An 18,364-nucleotide genomic window follows, 5' to 3' on the forward strand; every position below is an offset into this window, starting at 1 on the left:
TGCAGCGTTTATGTCAGGAGATAATGGGGATTAACGTGTCTGATGTTCTTTAAAATTTACAAAGGGCGCATGGACGCCAAAGGAAATCGTTTAGCCATTCGCCAGAATCAGCTGACTTGTATAACTTGTCTGCCTTCGAAGACACCTCCTAAGTAATATTAAAATTCCAAGTATTACCTCACGCATCATGTGAATTGAATCATAGAATGTAAGCAAAATGAGACGAGAATCTGGTAAAATAAAAAAAGCTGTTTCTAGGTTGGCTTACATGGTTATTCGAGGGTAGGCCTATTTCTAAGGAACTAAAAAAATTCCTGTTGTTAGATGAAGATATCGGCTGAGAAAAGAGGGGTAAGCCTTGGATGTTAATAAAACGGAAACCCTGAAGCGCATTATTTCTGAGGGAAGTTCTTACCAATCACTGTTTTTTAACCATCCGGATGCCATTTATGTGATGGATATCCGTGGAAACTATATTGATGCTAATCCCTCGGTAGAGCGGATATCAGGGTATACACTGGATGACTTGATTCGTATGAATCAGAGTGAGATCTGTCCTCCGGACAGTGAAAATTCACGCAAAGAATATATTAAAGAGGTACTGGCTGGACGTTCAGTCAGTAATCCCATTACTTTTTATCATAAAGATGGTTCCCTGAAACAGGCAGAGATAACGTATGTTCCTATCACAGAGAGTGATGAAGTTGTCGGCATATACGGTATTGCCAAAGATGTTACCGATATCCTAAAAGTGCAACGTGAGCTTAAGGAGGCACAGGAGAAATATCAGGTGCTGGCTGACCACGCACAAGATCTGATTACAACTTGTGCTAAGGATGGCGAGTTGTTATACGTCTCCCCTTCCGTGTACACCTTACTGGGTTATAAGCCGGAGGAAGTCATAGGAAGGTCCTTCAAGGATTATTGTTATCCGGGAGATTATCCGGACCCTATGGATCTTTCCAAGATCGGCAATGGCTGCAAGATGCGTGTGTTGCACAAGAAGGGACATTATATCTGGATGGAGACATTGGCGAAACCTGTGGCTGGAGAGCGTGGAAAGAGTGTCCAGATTGTCAGCATCAGCAGGGATATTACCCAGCATAAGGATGCAGACAGACGTCTTCGGGAAAGCCGTCAGCGATACAGATCGCTGTTCGAACATAATCCGGCGGCCGTGTATTCATTGAATCTGGATGGCGAATATAGTGCGGTGAACAGCAAGCTGGTCCAAATGCTGGATGTTCCACGCAATAAGCTTATTGGCAAATCGTTTTTATCCAATCTGGATAAATGTGAAGTTCAACACGGTCAAACGAACTTTGACAAGGTTAAGCAAGGCGATCCGCAATATTATGAGACCCGAATCGTCAATTCAAGTGGTCGGAAGATCGAAGTGTCGGTTACGAATGTGCCCATTATTGTGGATAAGGAAATGGTAGGTGTCTATGGGATCGTGTCCGATATTACCGAGCGCAAGGAATATACGGAACGGATTCAGGAGCTCAGCAAGCAACATGAGTTGATTCTCAACACGGTTACGGAAGGAATATATGGTTTGGATGCGGATGGCATCACCATGTTTATGAATCCTGCAGCAGCTTCGATGTTCGGTTATGAGGCGAAAGAATTCATTGGCAAAAACTCACATCCTATTATCCATCATACCCGTGCAGACGGAAGTCATTTCCCAAAAGAAGAGTGCCCGATTCACATGACTGTGTTGGATGGACAGAGACGTTCAATCAAGGAAGATGTATTCTGGCGTAAAGATGGCAGCAGCTTTCTGGTGCAGTATCAGGTGACGCCGATTATTGAACAGGGACAGATTCAGGGCGCGGTGGTTGTGTTTAATGATGTGACTGGCGAACGTGAAATTGTACGTGCTAAAGAAACAGCTGAGCTGGCAGCTCAGGCCAAGTCAGAATTTCTGTCGATGGTTAGTCATGAGATCCGTACACCGATGAACGGGATCGTGGGGATGACAGAATTGTTGATCGGTACCGATTTATCGGAAGAACAGCGTGAATATGCCGAGATTATTCGAGACAGCGGTGATGCTCTGCTGAACATCCTTAATGATATTTTGGACTTCAGTAAGCTGGAATCCGGGAAAATGGCACTGGCTTATGAACCATTTGCATTACGCAAGATGCTGGAACAGGTTGCCGAACTGTTTAAACCGCGTGCAGATGAGAAACATCTGGAGATCAGGTATCGTCTCAATCCAAGCATCCCTGAATTCATGGTCGGTGACGCCATACGTATACGGCAGATTCTGGTGAACTTGGTTGGTAATGCACTTAAGTTCACGGATCAGGGAAGCATTGATGTTACCGTGGATATTATCAAGGGCAGAAAACCTGAAGACAGCGTTCTTGATTTTGCGGTGCAAGACACGGGGATTGGCATTCCTGCTGACAAGCTGGATCAGTTGTTTCAGTCCTTCTCTCAACTACATCCGGTGATTAACCGGAAGTATGGTGGTACTGGACTGGGACTGGTCATCTCCAAGCGACTCGTGGAGATCATGGGAGGCAGTATCAGTGTCGAGAGTATAGAAGGGGAAGGCTCAACCTTCCGGTTTGCTGTTCCTGCGGCGAGTGTAGATGCTTCAGCAGAACAGACAGCAAGTCAGTTCCATCATGATCGTACACGTCAGAGTGATAAGGTCGCCATGCGTATTCTGGTGGCGGAGGATCACCCGGTAAACCGGAAGATTTTGCGAGAATATCTGGAGAAGCTCGGATATCAGGCAGATGTGTGTACTAATGGTGTGGAGGCAATTGATGCCATCTCTCAGAATGCTTATGATATTGTCCTGATGGATATTCATATGCCTGTAATGGATGGACTGAAGGCGACAGATCTGTTACACCGCTTAATTCCACAAGATCGCATACCTCCAATCATCGCAGTTACAGGTAATGCCAAACGTGAAGATAAGGAAGCTTGTCTGGAGATTGGTATGCGTGATTTTATTAGCAAACCGGTTATGCTGAGTGAGTTGAAGCGGGTGTTACAGCAATGGGGGCCAAGGGACGAACCTCAACTTGCACCAAATTGAACAGCAGCTCAAATCAATTATGAAATTGATTCATCTGGCTGTGAAAAATAATAAACGCAAACATGCCAATAAGACTCCTCGCATGGAGTCTTATTGGCATGTTTGCGTTGGTAGGCTTTTGAAGTTGAGCCGAAGCATACAAAGTGGAGTTGTATACGAATGGCTTATACCAGTGTCAGACGATTGATATTACCAGATAGGATTTCACAGGAACTGTTGAATTTCTCACGTTCCGTTGCATCCAGATTCAATTCGATAATCTCTTGAATGCCATTGCCACCGATGATTGCAGGAACACCGACGCAAACGTTGTGTTGCTCGTACTCTCCGTCCAGAATAGCCGATACGGCGATGATCTTGTGTTCGTCATTGAGGATGGAACGAGTGATGTGCGCGAGGGCATTGCCGATTCCGAATTGGGTAGAACCTTTACGGGTAAAGATCTCCCAGCCGGCATCCTTCGTTTTGCGTGCAATATCGTCCAGATCCAGATGTTTGAAGCGTTCCTTGTGCTGATCCATGATGTGCATAATCGGTTTGCCACCGATGGTCACATGCGACCAGGCCACGAACTGGGATTCTCCATGCTCCCCGAGAGCATAACCGTGCACACTGCGTGGGTCGATGGAGAAGACTTCAGACAGCAGCGTTTTGAGCCTTGAAGAGTCAATAGACGTTCCTGTGCCGATGACATGCTCACGTGGAAGACCAGATAATTTCCATACCATATAAGTTACTATGTCAACCGGATTGGCAGCGACGACAAAAATCCCGTTAAATCCACTGTTCATGATCGGAACCACGATGTCTTTGGTAATCGATTCCGCTTCCCCCAGAATATCCAGCCGTGTCTGTCCTGGCTTGGGATTCGCCCCGGCAGTTAAGACAATAACATCCATATTGCCACAATCGGCGTACGTGCCTGCATATACCTTGGTGCGGTTATGTGTGAAGTCCATACAATGGGAAAAATCCAGTGCCTGTGCTACAGCACGGTCATACGTCCGGTCCACCATCATAATTTCCCTGCATATCGATTGATTAATCATGGAATACGCACAACTCGAACCGACAAGACCCGCCCCGATCACCGCTACTTTGCCTGATTTGCCTAACACTGCCGTTCAGCCCCCATTTAGATTGATATTTATCTGTTACTCATGCGTCCTATGTTAAGTATAGTCCTTTATTTTATGCTGGAATGCACTTCTACGTTACATAAGATAACACATGGAAAAGCTGTGCAGCAATGATATCCGCTATCGCGGGAGCGTATTGGAGTAAAGGAGTTAACAAAAATGACATGAATAATTCATAATCATATGATTTGACGGCGTTTGCACCTGTGTCAATCGACATGACAGCATTCATGCTTGTTGTCGGATTGGGGGTTATTTGTGCGGATCATATACCTGACAAAACTTCTTAGGAATCCGCAGAAACAGAACAAAACCGCCAAAGGGATCTGCTGAGGAGCTGACGAATACATACGGACAAGCAAAAGATAAGCATACTTGATCCATGAGACAGGTTGCCCCGATCCGATGACGGTTCCAAAAAGGAACGCTGAAGCCATAATGTTTTTATTCAAGAATCCATTTCATAACTCACTAAAGGTATTATGAAATGGATTCCCAAAAGACTTCATTCCGGGAGGGAATTAATGATGATTGAAGAAGCAGGAGCAACGACGGAAACGGCCAAGAGCCTGGGCATAGGTGCCAGTACTCTTCGTAAATATGCGGCAGCACTGGAAGAACAGGGATACCGGTTCGAACGGTCAGCCAACAAATCCAGACTATTCAAATCCGACGACATCGAGTGCATTGAACGTCTGATGACTGAACTCAGAGAGCATAATCTACCCCTGGCTGATGCTGTGGTGACTGTATTGGCTCCAGAAGTACCTGTATCTGCAGTAGAAGTAGATGTACCGGTGGTGGGGATTGAAGGTCTGTCAGAGACGGAATGTGCAGCGACTGTCATGTCATCCGTATTCCCTGAAGAACCTGAAATAATGGGTAATCTGAGATCCTATGAAGGTCTGGGCCAACTGGTAAGTGAGGTGACTTATGGTGCTGTAGAACAACAGCAGGATGATCGGGTACAGCTGCTGCAACAGCGGGTCGATGAACTGGAGCTGACCCTTCAGCATCTGGCTGATACACATATGGCGCTCCAGGAACAGATGGAGAAACAGCGCCTGTGGATGAATGAGAAGCTGGAGGAAGAGCGGGATCGTGAACTCGTGACCAATCTGCGCAGTTTCCAGGGAAGAAAACGCAAACCCAAAGGAGTATCCCTGCGTATGTTGTTCGGGTTCCTGCCCAAGAAGCATAAGGAAGCTTGAGCAACAGGCATTTACCCATCGTGATTTTACAGTATTGGCCTGATATAATAAGCTCCATACAACATGAAGACTGGTAACCGACTGCTCAGTAAAGATAAAGACTGAGTGGATCAGGAAGCTGGCGTGGGAGGATCTGTGGAGCTGCGACGAAGTTGGCAAAGAGTGCTCGGATTATGGATGGATCGTCCTCGGCGGGAAGGCATGACCATTGCTGAGCGTTATACAATACAGGAATTACTGGGTATGGGGAGCTATGGGCTGACATACCTGTGTACAGATGATCAGAACGGCAGGGAAGTGGCGTTGAAGGAATCCAAGCCTAGCAAGGGCAGACTCTCTGCGCACCTGTTGGAGCGGGAGGCAGACGTGATGAGACGTCTTCATCATCCGGCGATCCCTGAACTGTTGGATGTGTTCACATCCGGGAGACGAAGTTATATCGTCACCGAGTATATTCGTGGACAGACGCTGGAAGATTGCATATTTGAGCAAGGTCTTCGATATACGGAGCGGGAATGTCTGGAATTGGCAGGTCAACTGCTGGCTCCGGTGGCTCATGTGCATGAGCAGGGATATATTCATGGAGATGTGCGGATTCCCAATGTTATTTTACGTGAAGGGAAGGTGCATCTGATTGACTTTGGCCTGGCAAGACGCTTGGGGGAGCCGTTGTTGCCGGAGCTGAAGCGACGTATGCGTGAAGTCCCTGAGCCTGAAGATGAACGGGCTACACCGGATCATGATTTGCAGGATATCGGCCACTTTCTTCTCTTTATGCTGTATTCGGCTTATGAGCCAGAGAAGGGCCGTGAATCCGCCAGCTGGCAGGAGGAACTGAAGCTTACGCCGGAATTGCACCAGATGCTGGAGCGACTCCTTGGACTCCGTCCAGGTTATGAGGGTGGGGCGACAGAGTTACAGGCAGAGATTGAGAAAGTGTTGCTGAGATTACAATGAAATAAGCTCTGTAGGCGGACCTATACTAGTTATCCGTGACCTCTTCGTATGAAATCTGTAGGGGTCTTTTTCCTTTTTACTATATAGAAACAATAAAGGGGTGTTCTGTTAGCCGTGTGTATGGCTAGCGAACACCCCTTTATTACATATTCATTTATTGTAGCGTCTAATAAGCTGGTGTGTGATCATTGCACTTTAAAAGCAATCGTTAGAGCCGCTTAACTGGAGCTGTATTTTCTGCTTTTGTAATACCCGGAGCCACTGCGGCTGTCCCGGTATTTCACATCTGAAGAAGAATAGCGCTTGTAGGAACGCTTGCCTGAGGAACTACTGTGACGTTTATAGGAGCGCCTGTCCGAGGAGCTGTAACGTTTGCGGTGAGATGAAGATTTGGAATCGATAAGTTTGCCGATAATCTTTTTGAACATGAGCTTTCACCCTTTCGACTTCAACTGTTTTAAGCATATACGTGGCTAGATCAGAAGGGGTTTCGATTTTTTCATGGATAATTGTATTCATTGGACAGGAGCTTGGCGTATAATAGGATGTTGCTGATTGCACGGAATTTTTTATTTTGAGTGTTTAGCGTTACAATAGAGGACAGGATAAGATTTTAACGGACAGGAGTAGTTATTATGATTACATTGAAGACCAAAGAACAGATTGAATATATGAAAAAAGCCGGAGAAATTCTCGCCGCATGCCATAGAGAAATTGCAAAGATGATTCGTCCAGGCATTACGACACAGGAGATCGACCAGTTTGCAGAAGCTTTTATGAAGAAAAATGGCGCTACGCCGGAACAAAAGGGATATAACGGGTACCAATATGCGACATGTGCGTCGGTTAATGATGTGATCTGTCACGGCTTTCCGGGAAAATATGCACTGAAAGACGGCGATATCGTTACAATCGACATGGTCGTTAATCTGAATGGCTGGCTGGCGGATTCGGCTTGGTCATATGCCGTAGGTGAAGTGACTCCGGAAGCACAACATCTGCTGGATGTAACCAAAAACTCTCTGTACAAGGGCATTGAACTTGCCGTGGTGGGTAACCGGATCGGAGATATCTCCAATGCGATTCAAGTGTATGCAGAAGGTGAAGGCCTATCGGTTGTGCGTGAGTTTATCGGACACGGTATTGGTGAGAAGATGCATGAGGAACCACAAGTCCCTCACTACGGTCCGCCTCATCGGGGTCCGCGTCTCAAGGAAGGCATGGTTATTACAATCGAACCGATGTTGAATATTGGTACATTCCGAAGTAAGCTGGATTCAGATGGATGGACTGCGCGTACTTTGGATGGAAGTCTGTCTGCCCAGTATGAACATACGATTGCGATTACGGCGGATGGTCCAGTGATTTTGACAGCACAATAATAGCCAAAAGCAGCTACAATGTGACGATATTTGCATATTTCAAGGCGGCCCACGTTTGTGATCCGCCTGTTTCGGTTTAAACTATTAAGAAGTGATAACACAGAGCCAGTGGTAAGTGATCTCAGCTGACAAGGGTTAACCTTGCGTCCACTTGGCAACAAGGAGGTAATTTTGGTGTCTTTAAATAAACAGATCGTACTTGCGTCTCGTCCCGAAGGTGCCCCTTCCAGAGAGAATTTCAACTTCATTGATGCACCTCTTCCTGAACCGGAAGCTGGGCAAGTTCTGGTACGTACACTATATTTGTCGGTCGATCCGTATATGCGGGGCCGCATGAAAGATACAAAATCCTATGCTGCACCGTACGCGTTAAATGAAGTGATCAAGGGTGGAGCCATTGGACAGGTTGTGGAATCTTCGGAACCCAATCTGCGCAAAGGAGATCTCGTATCCGGTATGTGGGGCTGGCAGCAATATGCCGCAGTGAATACGGCTGATCTGTCGCTGATTGATACGGAAGAAGCACCAATCACGGCTTACCTGGGTGCGCTGGGCCTGACGGGTCTGACGGCTTATTTTGGTATGGAGGACATCGGCAAACCGAAGGACGGCGAAACGGTCGTTGTATCGGGAGCAGCCGGAGCGGTAGGCATGATTGCAGGTCAGATTGGTAAAATTGTGGGAGCACGCGTAGTTGGTATTGCAGGCTCTGATGAGAAATGTGCTTATTTGAAAGAAAAGCTGGGCTTCGACGTGGTGTTGAATTACAAGAAGGAGCAGGATATGTCAGCGGCCATTGAACGGGCTTGCCCGGATGGTGTAGATGTCTACTTTGATAATGTGGGCGGTGACATCTCGGATGCAGTCTTGCGCCACATCAATCGGAATGCACGTATTCCGTTATGCGGTCAGATTTCGTCCTATAATCTGGAGAAGCCGGATATCGGGATGCGACCACAGACATTGCTGTTAACAAATACAGCATTAATGAAAGGTTTCCTGCTGGGTGACTATACGAAATCCTTCAAGGAAGGCCGCGCCAAGTTGGCGAAATGGATCAAGGAAGGTCATATCCAGTATGAAGAAAACATTGTGGACGGGTTCGAACAGACGCCGGAAGCATTCATGGGTCTCTTCTCGGGAGATAATCTGGGCAAGCAACTGGTTAAGGTTGCAGATCCTGAATAGATATCGAATGGTTTACATGTACAAATTAGGTTGAAAACGAAAAGACACGTTCTGCACACCGAGGGTGCAGCAGAACGTGTCTTTTTTATCTGTAAATCTGTGCGTGGTCTGCGTATGATGACTAGTGTTCGGCGACCAGCACTTCTTTGTAGTGTTTGTACATATATACACGCCAGCGTACAATCATGCCAAAAGCCAGCAGGAAGAACAATCCGCCCGTTTGCGGAATACTTACATATCGCTGAATGACTTCATGCAGGATCAGGCGTACGGCCAACAGTCCAAGCAAGATAAAAGCAAAGCTGCGAGAACGTGTGGCAAAAATTTCTTCACCTACTCGTTCAAACCGTGTACTGCGAATGAGGGGATAGGAGAAAAGGAACCAGCCCACCAGAAACGCAATGAATGCCCAGAGTAGAGGAACATGAGTTGCCGGTACAACAAACATGAGAAATCCTGTGCTCATGCCGAGCGGAGGAATAAGGATTTTGCGAATGGTCACCGGTCTGTGACTGGCTTTCATGCGGATGAAGATGGCAAGCAGTGCCATGACGAGCATGCCCACGGTTGCTCCGATTTGCAGGTAGTACGGACTGATTTGAGCCACGTAGAACTCCCTCTTTCTGGAATAATATGTTATCCGGTGATCCGGAACTCAGTACGAATTGCCGGAATTTTCAGTTCCTATTATATCACAAACGCAGAAAGCCGATAGAAAGCTTAGTGTATCATATACCCGATATGTATTCACAGGGTGTATTTGAAAATTTTGTATTATTGTGCCCGTTGTAAGGCCGTTTATTCGATTAAGGGGAAATCATGCAATGATTGGACAACAATGGATGTACATCAAGCTTATCGGCTCACATCATAGTGGGTGGCTTGCAGGTAATACAGATTGGTTGGTACATGTGGTCAGCCTTGTATGTGCAAGTGTACTAGCTTTTTTGCTGGTTATCTACGGTTACATCTTATGGATGAAATATAGCAGTGGGCGCAGGGACAAAGTTAAGACGGCACTGATGAAGGAATTACTTTCCGAAGATTCGGTGTTACAGCAGTACCTGGGCCAAGGAGAAATAAAAGTAGACTTACTGAATATGAGTGGAGATCAACAGAGCGTTTTGCAACAGGTGTTATTGCAACGGCTTGCTCAAGGTCCGGTAGAGCACGAGACTCTGCGAATTCGTCTGTTATCCTGGCAAGTCTTTGGAAGTTCATACCGGTCAGTTCTGAAGACGGGAAAGTGGAGTGAACGAGTCAACACGTTGTTATATATTGAACAGTTTCATATGATAGAGCTTCTGCCCAGGTTAGAGGATATGCTACGGGTTACTTCCTGTACGCCGCTTGAACGCTTCATCATATTGCGCATATATGCCCGAACCGGTTATTTCAGAATCGTGAAGGAATTGATGCGTGAGCAATATGTATGGTCCGATTCGCAGTATCTGCAGATTCTGCTGTTGCTTACCGATTCATCTTGGACTCGTCTGAAGGATCATTTCAAGGAGGTACCTTATCAGGTCCAGTCTAATATCGTCCACGCCATTCGTATTCGGGATGACCAGACGGAGGGTGCTGTTGTTCTACTGGAGAAGCTCATTCTTGGAGAGGATGCGCTGCTGCGTACCCATGCGTATCAGGCATTGGCTCAAGTGGGCAGAGGTTGCGAAGATATGCTGAAGGGGCTATTGCTGGTATGGAACGAATCTGGTGAAGAGAGGCAACGCTCTGAAAGACTAACAGTGACCCAGCTTATGGGTACTGTTCATGCGGATGCTTTTATTCCTAGACTGAAGGTAATGATGGGTGATCCTTCTTTTCAGATCCGACAGGAAGCGGCGAACTCTCTTGCCCGGTACGAGCAGGGACTTGAAGAACTCCGGGAAACGGCTGTAAACCATCCGGATAAATATGCAAGGCAGATAGCGGAGGAAACGCTGGAAAGGATGCAGTATGGACGAAAGATGGATTGAGATGTTGCAGAGTTTTGTTTTGGCATGCTACGAGGGGATATTTATCTATCTGGTGTTAGCGATTGTGATGTGCAGTGTTCTGGTCGTTGCTGCCGCTCGTACATTGATTCGCCAGAGGGATCTGGACCCGCTGCAATATCATGAGATGTTGGATGAAGAACTGGCTCCTGCGGTATCCCTGCTTGTCCCGATGCGTAATAGTGAGAATACGATCGTACAGCGAATTGATTGTCTGCTGGATATTCAGTATGCACGCTATGAGGTTATCATCATTAATGATGGATCAGAGGATGGAACAATGCGGCGTCTAAAAGAAACCTATGATCTGATGCCCATTCGGAGTAAAGTTCATTATTCGGGACTCGGCCAGGAGACAGCTCAGATTAAATGTGTCTACCAATCCAGGTTACATCATCGTCTGGTTGTGATCGACAAGGAGTATGGAGGACGAATGGACTCCCTGAATGCAGGCCTGAATATCTCGCAATATCCTTATATCGCCTCTGTTGGACCCTGGACAGTTCTGGAACGGGATGCATTGGTGAAGATTATGAAACCCTTTATGGATGCTCTCCCCGGAGAAGAGGTTGTTGCTTGTAGTGGACGAGTAGATCTCATGGCCCCCAGAAATACGAATCATACAGATTTAACGGATAACAGCACAAGGCCTACGGACAGTACGTTGTATGTAATGCAGACCATTGAATACGTGCGTGCTTTTTTGATTGGTGGTGTGGGACTTGTTCGTTACAATATTAATGTGCTTTTATTTACGTCTGAAGTATTTGGTGTATTCAAAAAAAACCGGGTGATGGAAGTTGGCGGTTACAAGCGCGATGACCAGGTCGCTCACATGGAACTGGTCATGCGGTTGCAGAAACATATGAAGCGAACTCGGGAACGTGGTCGTATTATATACATTCCCGATCCGATCTGCAGGGTAGAAGTGCCCGGTACATGGCGTCAGCTGTGCAGACAACGTATCGGTTGGCACATGCAGCTTGCAAGCAGTCTATGGGCCCAGCGGAGCATGATCTTCAATCCGGCCTATGGCTGGATGGGGATGGTATCCATCCCGTATTTTATTCTGATCGAATTGTTGGGCCCTGTGATGGAACTGGGAGTGATTTTGCTGTTCATCTCAGGCATAGGGCTACAGTTGGTGGATATCAACCTATGCATCATTCTCGTTCTGCTGCTGACGCTCTATGGTTCACTGTTGTCCGCAGGTATGGTAATGTTCGAAGTATGGTGTTCACGCAAAGCGTATACGTCCAGAGCAGTGACGCGTCTGTTATTGTATGCTTGTTCGGAGACGTTCTGGTTCAGACCGCTGAACAATACATTCCGTATGTTTGGCATTTTGCAGGCTATGGGATTGAGGAAGGAAAAGGAGAAGGAGATCAGGAATGGATTGGGGTAAACTATCGGCAATCCTGGTAATACCTTGGAACAGAGCAAGGAGGAAGACGCTTCATGAAAAAAAGTTACAGGCCAGCCACGATGTGGACGCTGGCTTGTTTTACAGTGGTATCGGTGGTGCTGGTTGTCCCCTGGATTATGTGGCAATCCCAGGCCCCGGTTCCGCTTAACATCATGATTATTGACAAGAGCAGACCTGACCAGTCCTATCAGGGGCACAAGGGATTGGTCTGGTTGCTGAATCAGCAGAAGATCGTACAGCAAACAGGGGAACACTATTCCTATGAAGAGGATTATTACGGCTATGATCTTCAGGACGGGCTTCCTCGGATGAAGCGATTGTTGCCTGATGAGGTGACGGACACGGATCTGATCTATCTGACGGCGAATCGGAGTAGTCTGTCTGCACAAAAGAATGAACGGAAGCAAGACGAAGTCTATGAAGGGTTAACAATATATGATGTGCAGAAGATTCGCGAGGCTGCGTATAAAGGCGTGACGATTGTTGCCGAATACAGTGCATTGGCAAATACGGCTTCCAAGATGACAAGAGAGCAGCTATACCCGATCTTGGGTGTGGACAGCAGTGGATGGCAGGGGAAATCGGTATCTGATCTGCAAAGTATAGAAGAAGTACCCCGCTGGGTTAGGGCGCACTATGAGCAGCAGGAGAAGAAGAAATGGCATTATCGCGGAGCGGGTATGCTGCTGATACATATGGATGGACAGGTCATGGTACTGGAGAAAGGTCCGGATGTGAAGACAGGCAATATACAGATTGCATTTACACCGGAAGGCAGCGATTGGAGCGGTATAACCCAGGATATACATTACAATGGCTGGTTCGATATCATTGTGCCGCAACAGAAGAATTCCATACTGGCCTGGTATAAGACGGATCTTACGGAGACAGGCGAGCAGAAGCTGGTGGATGCAGGAATTCCTGCGGAATTTGCTGCACTTGTCCGCTACGACGACTATAATCGGTCGTATTACATGGCAGGGTCCTTTGGAGAAATGAAGCATTATTCCTTCTGGCGTCGAATCCGGGGATGGGAGGTCGTCCGGTCCAAACTTACGCCAGATCAGAAAGATATTCCGGACATGTTCTACTGGAAGGTGTACGTGCCCGTGATGAAGCATATTTTGAAAGAAGTGCAGGATGGACGGCAGCAATGGCCATAGATAGGCTATCGAGAACCGTTTCGATGGAAAGAGGGAAGCCAAAGTCCATTCCAGCCTTCGAGAGGAACGGGAGATGTACATAATAGAGAAGTGCGTCGTTGTGAGTGGCAAAAGTGTAATTGAGAGACAGGGCGAATCAAGTAAGGATCAGATTGCCAAGTGAAATGGGATTGGGACTGGGGAGATCGAATACGTTTCAGACTCTTACCACCATGAACAATGGGAGTTGTAGCTAGATCCTCAACAAGAATCATCCCACTGCGGCGTACATGTAGTGTGATCTATAAAGATTCGTATTAGAACAAGTACTAAAACAAGCACTAAAGTGTGCATCACGATCAGGGTAAGCTCCGTATCGAGAATCGCCCCAATGTGTGTACTGAACTATAGCGTGATCTATACATGAATAGTAATAAAACATTTACTACCATGTGCATTACGATCAGAGTAAGATCCTTATCTAGCCGTGTCCCGTATGATCAATGCAAGTTGGAGCATGAACGCTCCGTATTTAGAGTCCATAACACAATGTGTGTCTGGACGTACGCCGCTATGATGAGTGGACGAGTATCTATGACATCGTGATCTGAAGCACCGTACGTTGCATGTTCTAACGAACTCAGCACATCTTATTTTGCCTATTTTGCCTAATTTGGTATGTTGGTAAATGTAACGAATCACAGACACGTTAAATGAACACAAGCCGATGAAAGATGAATTCAAAGTGGATGTTAATGTGTTGAAAATAATTGGCGTAACTATTACATTATTACTGTCAAATCTATGGGATGTACCGGTACACCGCAATGCAAAAAGGACTGCAGATCTTCTGCAGTCTTTTTTCATGATGCAATGCGAGGCTTAACTAGTCCTGGTGAAGATGCCGGAGTCCGTGCAGGAAGGCGGATACGGTCAGACGCAGACTTTCGTCTGGATCAAAGTTCATGCCGAAGCCGCCCTGTGCCTCAATGGAGGCAAATCCATGGCAGAGGCTGCGCAAACCACGAACGGCGTGCAATGCTTCCGCTTCGGTGAGCGGGTAGGGCTGCAAGCTGTGCAGCAACAACTCCAGCGTAGCTGTGCTGGCCGCGGCGAGCTGTGGCTCTTCGCGATCCGGGGCATGGAATGAGGCTTCGTACAGCCCGGGGTGCTTGCGGACGAAGCCAATGTATGCCGCAGCGATGGCCTGGATGGCATCGTCGCCTGTGCGGTCAGCCGTAGCCGCGGTTAATGTGCGGCTAAGCTGTTGTACGGACATCAGCGCCATTTCCTGGCGAAGCCCGGGAAGTCCGCTGATGTGGTTGTAGAGCGACGGCGAGCGCACATCCAGCCGCTGTGCCAACGCGGCGAGTGTCAGCGCCTGAAAGCCGTCGCTGTCAGCAAGCTGGGCGGCGGCGCTGAGCAGAGCGCCGCGATCCAGCCCTTGCCGGGGGCTCACAGATGCCCCCCGGCAAGGCCGAGCCGCTGCTGTGCATCAGCGGCTGCCGCGCGCATGGCGGCCGCGGGCTGGCGCAGCATCCGTCCGTGGCCTACCGCCAGCACGGACGGTTCCAGCTCCGCCAGGCGCTTCGCGCTGGTCAGAGCCGCTTCGCGGTTCCACGTCGCCAGCGCGGGGAACGGGAAGAGCGGGCGCATGCGGCCGGATACGGCAAGGCCGCCTTGCAGCTGGTACGCGTCGCCAGCGATGAGCACGCGGCTGCGCGCATCCATGAAGGACATATGCCCCGGCGTATGTCCTGGTGAGGCAATGGCGACCAGTGAACCAATCTGGTCACCGTCATCCAGCAAGTGGTTTGGCTGGGTGCGCACCGCTTTGGGCTTAGGCACGCCGCCGCGTACCGGGGTTTGTGGCTCACCGGGAAGAAGGGAAGTATCACCCGCCAATAACCGGGCATCCCGTCTGGAGATGAAGACCTCGGCTTGGGGCAGTGCCTCTTTGAGACGATCCAATGCACCAATATGGTCGCTATGCGCGTGAGTCAGAATGATCTTGGTAATGGGCTTTCCAAGGGACTGGGCAGTTGCCAAAATCCCCTTAAGACTGACCGGTATTCCGGCATCAATCAGCGTTAATCCATCTTCCTCTTCAATCAGGTATACGTTCACAGGGAAAAGTCTTGGGAAAAACGTAACTTGAACGACATCAAATTCTCGGGTAATACGCATCGTTAAACCCTCCTTAAAACTAATGGTATTAGTATCATAACTAATGACATTAGTTTTATCAATACCTATTGTTCATTTTATTCAAATAAAAAAAATTTAAAATAATGATGCACTTTACAAAAAAAGCGTTTTCAAATTGAGGATTACCGATTATAATAATCACGTAAGCCCTTTCATATGTCTATCTTATTGGAGCCCTTCGCGTAGCGAAAGGCTCACTTTTTTGTTCTTTTTGGATAAAAATGAAGACAGGATGTTCATCCTAGCTTAATTGTGTTGATGAGCTGTAAGTATTGGTATAACAGGAAAAATCACGTTTGATCTCCATTCGGGATGAAAGTTGACAAACATAACTGTTATTCATATAATGACAGTTATACTTACCTTGGGTTGGAGTTCATCGGTGTTGTAAGCCGGGAAGGAGTAAGTTATGAACAGCGAATTTACCATAGCGGTGCATTGTCTTGTTTTTCTGTCGATGAGAAATGAGTGTATGGCCAATAGTGAAGATTTGTCCCAGAGTGTGGGTACACACCCGGCCAGAGTCCGTAAGGTACTTAGTGTTCTGCGCAAACATGGTTACCTGACGACGAAGGAAGGTGCTCATGGTGGGTACTTGCTTAGCCGTCCAAGTGAAGAGATCAAGCTGGGAGAATTGTACAGACTGGTAGCTGGTGGTTCACTCGGTCCCAACTGGTGCTCAGGGGAGTCCGGTTCATCGTGCGTAGTATCTTCCAATATGCAGGATGTGATGGGGAACATATATAACGGAGGCGAAGAGGCGCTCAGCGCTTATTTTGACCGTATATCCATTCAGGATGTGAAAGAGCGCATAGGTCATGGGGAAGCGATAACCCTGTCGCTGAATGGATTGCCTGCAAAGGAGAAGTCCTGACGGAGTCCACAACGAATGGTCCTTCATGACATGGCCTTGGTTGAGTCAGGCATGGTGGACAAGTTATGGCATTGGCGTGTGCTCCGGTGAAAGATCCATTGATGTTCTCAGGCGATTCCGGGCATAACGTGAACACAGATGGGGAGAGATTATCTGCGCTGATGTTATTTTCGGAAGGCAAATCCTTGGGAGAGTAGTATTCTTCAAGATTACCTTGCGAAAGTAAAGAAGTATAAACAAACTAGATTCTGGGGAGTGGAACACATGTCAGGCATTGAAAAAAATGAAACACTTCGCGTTATTAGCGAACGCCATGCTGTCAAAAAGTACGAAAAAGGTTTTGAATTGCCTGAAGCTGATCTCAATGCGATTCTGACAGCAGCAGCGGAAGCACCATCTTCATGGAACCTGCAACACTGGAGATTCCTCGTAATTGAATCTGAAGCAGACAAAGCGAAATTGCTGCCAGTTGCTTACGGTCAAAGTCAGATCGTGGAAAGTTCGGTTACGATTGCTGTTCTTGGAGATTTGGAAGCAAACCGAAACACCGTAATCTACGATCAAGCTGTTGAGGCAGGCGCACTGACTGCTGAGGTTCGTGACGCATTGGTTGGACAGATCAACGGTGCTTACCAAAGCCCGCAAATCGCTCGCGATGAAGCGATCCGCAATGCATCTTTTGCTTCCCAAAATATTATGCTTGCTGCACGCTCCCTGGGTTACGATACATGTCCAATCGGTGGATATAATCCACAAAAACTGATCGAAACATTCAACATTCCTGCACGATTTGTGCCAACGTTGTTGATTACTGTAGGTAAAGCTGCACAGCCAGCTCGCCCGTCAGGACGTTTACCGTTGTCTGAGGTTGTTGTTAAAGGTTCTTTCTAAGTTAGAAAGTTAAATCTGATGATTGCATCAGTGATATAGGTATAAATAACGGTATAATACAAACGGCCGCACTTTCCTGTTGAGGGAAGGTGCGGCTGTTTGGCATACTGCTTCCACCAAGGAAATATTACTCCTCAGGTGTTTCCGGGATTTGTGGTGCATGGAACGATTCCATGTACTCGATTGCGTTATACATCATCACTGCTGCTTCGGCACGAGTAATCGTTTGTTTGGGATTGAAGTTGCCGTCGGCATCCAGTTGATTGATTTTGAGAACGAGTGAACGCTGAATGGCACCTTGATACTCTGGCGTAAGTTCCTGTTCGTCGGTAATGTCCACAGGTTTGATATTAATCATCGGCAGACCGCCTTTGGCCTCGATGCCTTGCATCAGGAACAGTGTGAATTGTTCACGAGTAAGCGGTTTGGACGGATCGATATCCTGTGACATCTGAATGCCATTATATTGTGCACGGATAAATGCATCACTGTACCATACGCCATCTTTTACATGAGAGAAGTGGTCACTTGGCAGCGGCTGTTTGATAAAACGAATCGTGTCCAGATTCAGATTCAGTCCATCCGCAATTAGTTGAATGCCCTGAGCGGTATTTAACTCCAGTTCAGGTTTGAACAAGCTGTCACTCACGCCTTTGATGAATCCATCCTGATAGAGAGATTCAATTTTGTCTGCTCCTGCGATACCTTGAATATCCGTGAATTGGGCCTGCGCAGCGTTGATCGGGCCTGCACTCAGAGACAGCGTGAGCAGAGCTCCCGCAGTTAATGTAGCAATTATATTTTTTTTCATGATAGGTGTGCCTCACTTTTCCAGGGATAATCCCTTTATATAAAAGTTATTTGCCCCTATAGACGACCCTT

The 18,364-nt window shown here is 47.4% G+C and carries 17 protein-coding genes; 11 read left to right on the forward strand and 6 right to left on the reverse strand.

Going from position 1 to position 18,364, the window contains the following annotated elements:
• Positions 1 to 358 precede the first annotated feature (358 nt).
• Positions 359 to 3,067 carry a PAS domain S-box protein gene (locus tag MHB43_RS02890; RefSeq protein ID WP_405131287.1) on the forward strand — a complete coding sequence of 903 codons (2,709 nt, stop codon included), beginning with the start codon at positions 359 to 361 and terminating at the stop codon, positions 3,065 to 3,067.
• Between the two features lie 164 nt (positions 3,068 to 3,231).
• Here MHB43_RS02890 and MHB43_RS02895 read toward each other — a convergent pair whose 3' ends face one another.
• Entirely contained in the window at positions 3,232 to 4,185 is a 954-nt protein-coding gene (locus MHB43_RS02895; RefSeq protein WP_339181518.1) for an L-lactate dehydrogenase, read from the reverse strand.
• Between the two features lie 545 nt (positions 4,186 to 4,730).
• On the opposite strand from MHB43_RS02895, the gene MHB43_RS02900 reads away from it, so the two are divergent.
• Positions 4,731 to 5,417 (forward strand): hypothetical protein, encoded by a 687-nt coding sequence (locus MHB43_RS02900; RefSeq protein ID WP_237177652.1) that lies wholly within the window; start codon positions 4,731 to 4,733, stop codon positions 5,415 to 5,417.
• Between the two features lie 135 nt (positions 5,418 to 5,552).
• Complete coding sequence (locus MHB43_RS02905) at positions 5,553 to 6,374, forward strand: serine/threonine protein kinase (protein WP_405131288.1); 822 nt, start codon at positions 5,553 to 5,555, stop codon at positions 6,372 to 6,374.
• A gap of 218 nt (positions 6,375 to 6,592) precedes the next feature.
• Here MHB43_RS02905 and MHB43_RS02910 read toward each other — a convergent pair whose 3' ends face one another.
• Positions 6,593 to 6,802: a hypothetical protein gene (locus MHB43_RS02910; RefSeq protein ID WP_017690946.1), complete on the reverse strand. Its 210-nt coding sequence runs from the start codon at positions 6,800 to 6,802 to the stop codon at positions 6,593 to 6,595.
• Positions 6,803 to 7,009: 207 nt separating this feature from the next.
• Between MHB43_RS02910 and map the strand changes: the two genes are divergently transcribed.
• The gene (gene map / locus MHB43_RS02915; protein WP_211084250.1) at positions 7,010 to 7,756 is read left to right on the forward strand and encodes a type I methionyl aminopeptidase; all 747 of its coding nucleotides are present in this window, start codon (positions 7,010 to 7,012) and stop codon (positions 7,754 to 7,756) included.
• A gap of 174 nt (positions 7,757 to 7,930) precedes the next feature.
• Positions 7,931 to 8,944: an NADP-dependent oxidoreductase gene (locus MHB43_RS02920; protein WP_076215938.1), complete on the forward strand. Its 1,014-nt coding sequence runs from the start codon at positions 7,931 to 7,933 to the stop codon at positions 8,942 to 8,944.
• A 121-nt stretch (positions 8,945 to 9,065) separates the two neighbouring features.
• On the opposite strand, the gene MHB43_RS02925 is transcribed toward MHB43_RS02920, so the two are convergent.
• Positions 9,066 to 9,551 (reverse strand): CcdC family protein, encoded by a 486-nt coding sequence (locus MHB43_RS02925; RefSeq protein WP_179088578.1) that lies wholly within the window; start codon positions 9,549 to 9,551, stop codon positions 9,066 to 9,068.
• A gap of 217 nt (positions 9,552 to 9,768) precedes the next feature.
• On the opposite strand from MHB43_RS02925, the gene MHB43_RS02930 reads away from it, so the two are divergent.
• The 3 genes from MHB43_RS02930 to MHB43_RS02940 are packed head-to-tail and all read left to right on the forward strand — an operon-like array spanning position 9,769 to position 13,530.
• A complete protein-coding gene (locus tag MHB43_RS02930) occupies positions 9,769 to 10,923 on the forward strand; it encodes a HEAT repeat domain-containing protein (protein WP_405131289.1) in 1,155 nt (384 codons plus the stop codon).
• Complete coding sequence (locus tag MHB43_RS02935; RefSeq protein WP_405131290.1) at positions 10,904 to 12,346, forward strand: glycosyltransferase family 2 protein; 1,443 nt, start codon at positions 10,904 to 10,906, stop codon at positions 12,344 to 12,346. Before MHB43_RS02930 ends, MHB43_RS02935 begins: the two co-directional genes overlap by 20 nt.
• 53 nt (positions 12,347 to 12,399) lie before the next feature.
• Positions 12,400 to 13,530: a hypothetical protein gene (locus MHB43_RS02940; protein ID WP_237177660.1), complete on the forward strand. Its 1,131-nt coding sequence runs from the start codon at positions 12,400 to 12,402 to the stop codon at positions 13,528 to 13,530.
• 865 nt (positions 13,531 to 14,395) lie between these two features.
• Here MHB43_RS02940 and MHB43_RS02945 read toward each other — a convergent pair.
• Both MHB43_RS02945 and MHB43_RS02950 read right to left on the reverse strand, forming a co-directional pair.
• A complete protein-coding gene (locus MHB43_RS02945) occupies positions 14,396 to 14,968 on the reverse strand; it encodes a TetR/AcrR family transcriptional regulator (protein WP_405131291.1) in 573 nt (190 codons plus the stop codon).
• Entirely contained in the window at positions 14,965 to 15,696 is a 732-nt protein-coding gene (locus tag MHB43_RS02950) for an MBL fold metallo-hydrolase (RefSeq protein ID WP_221823729.1), read from the reverse strand. The genes MHB43_RS02945 and MHB43_RS02950 overlap by 4 nt, the downstream gene beginning before the upstream one ends.
• Positions 15,697 to 16,126: 430 nt before the next feature.
• Between MHB43_RS02950 and MHB43_RS02955 the strand changes: the two genes are divergently transcribed.
• From MHB43_RS02955 to MHB43_RS02965, 3 genes are all read left to right on the forward strand, one after another.
• Positions 16,127 to 16,591, forward strand: coding sequence for an Rrf2 family transcriptional regulator (locus MHB43_RS02955; protein ID WP_076215926.1), 465 nt, complete (start codon positions 16,127 to 16,129; stop codon positions 16,589 to 16,591).
• 65 nt (positions 16,592 to 16,656) lie between these two features.
• Positions 16,657 to 16,788, forward strand: coding sequence for a hypothetical protein (locus MHB43_RS02960; RefSeq protein ID WP_260632933.1), 132 nt, complete (start codon positions 16,657 to 16,659; stop codon positions 16,786 to 16,788).
• Between the two features lie 67 nt (positions 16,789 to 16,855).
• A complete protein-coding gene (locus MHB43_RS02965) occupies positions 16,856 to 17,482 on the forward strand; it encodes a nitroreductase family protein (protein ID WP_076215923.1) in 627 nt (208 codons plus the stop codon).
• 127 nt (positions 17,483 to 17,609) lie between these two features.
• Here MHB43_RS02965 and MHB43_RS02970 read toward each other — a convergent pair whose 3' ends face one another.
• Positions 17,610 to 18,293: an S-layer homology domain-containing protein gene (locus tag MHB43_RS02970; protein ID WP_405131292.1), complete on the reverse strand. Its 684-nt coding sequence runs from the start codon at positions 18,291 to 18,293 to the stop codon at positions 17,610 to 17,612.
• Between the last annotated feature and the right edge of the window lie 71 nt (positions 18,294 to 18,364).

This window comes from Paenibacillus sp. FSL H8-0317 (assembly GCF_045040685.1).
Classification (GTDB): Bacteria; Bacillota; Bacilli; order Paenibacillales; family Paenibacillaceae; genus Paenibacillus.

What these genes read in the sequence shown, in the direction of transcription:
- MHB43_RS02910 (WP_017690946.1), bottom strand. Translation starts at nt 6,802, where the DNA reads ATGTTCAAAAAGATTATCGGCAAACTTATCGATTCCAAATCTTCATCT.
- MHB43_RS02960 (WP_260632933.1), top strand. Translation starts at nt 16,657, where the DNA reads ATGGCATTGGCGTGTGCTCCGGTGAAAGATCCATTGATGTTCTCAGGC.
- MHB43_RS02970 (WP_405131292.1), bottom strand. Translation starts at nt 18,293, where the DNA reads ATGAAAAAAAATATAATTGCTACATTAACTGCGGGAGCTCTGCTCACG.
- MHB43_RS02900 (WP_237177652.1), top strand. Translation starts at nt 4,731, where the DNA reads ATGATGATTGAAGAAGCAGGAGCAACGACGGAAACGGCCAAGAGCCTG.
- MHB43_RS02955 (WP_076215926.1), top strand. Translation starts at nt 16,127, where the DNA reads ATGAACAGCGAATTTACCATAGCGGTGCATTGTCTTGTTTTTCTGTCG.
- MHB43_RS02930 (WP_405131289.1), top strand. Translation starts at nt 9,769, where the DNA reads ATGATTGGACAACAATGGATGTACATCAAGCTTATCGGCTCACATCAT.
- map (WP_211084250.1), top strand. Translation starts at nt 7,010, where the DNA reads ATGATTACATTGAAGACCAAAGAACAGATTGAATATATGAAAAAAGCC.
- MHB43_RS02965 (WP_076215923.1), top strand. Translation starts at nt 16,856, where the DNA reads ATGTCAGGCATTGAAAAAAATGAAACACTTCGCGTTATTAGCGAACGC.
- MHB43_RS02950 (WP_221823729.1), bottom strand. Translation starts at nt 15,696, where the DNA reads ATGCGTATTACCCGAGAATTTGATGTCGTTCAAGTTACGTTTTTCCCA.
- MHB43_RS02935 (WP_405131290.1), top strand. Translation starts at nt 10,904, where the DNA reads ATGGACGAAAGATGGATTGAGATGTTGCAGAGTTTTGTTTTGGCATGC.
- MHB43_RS02940 (WP_237177660.1), top strand. Translation starts at nt 12,400, where the DNA reads ATGAAAAAAAGTTACAGGCCAGCCACGATGTGGACGCTGGCTTGTTTT.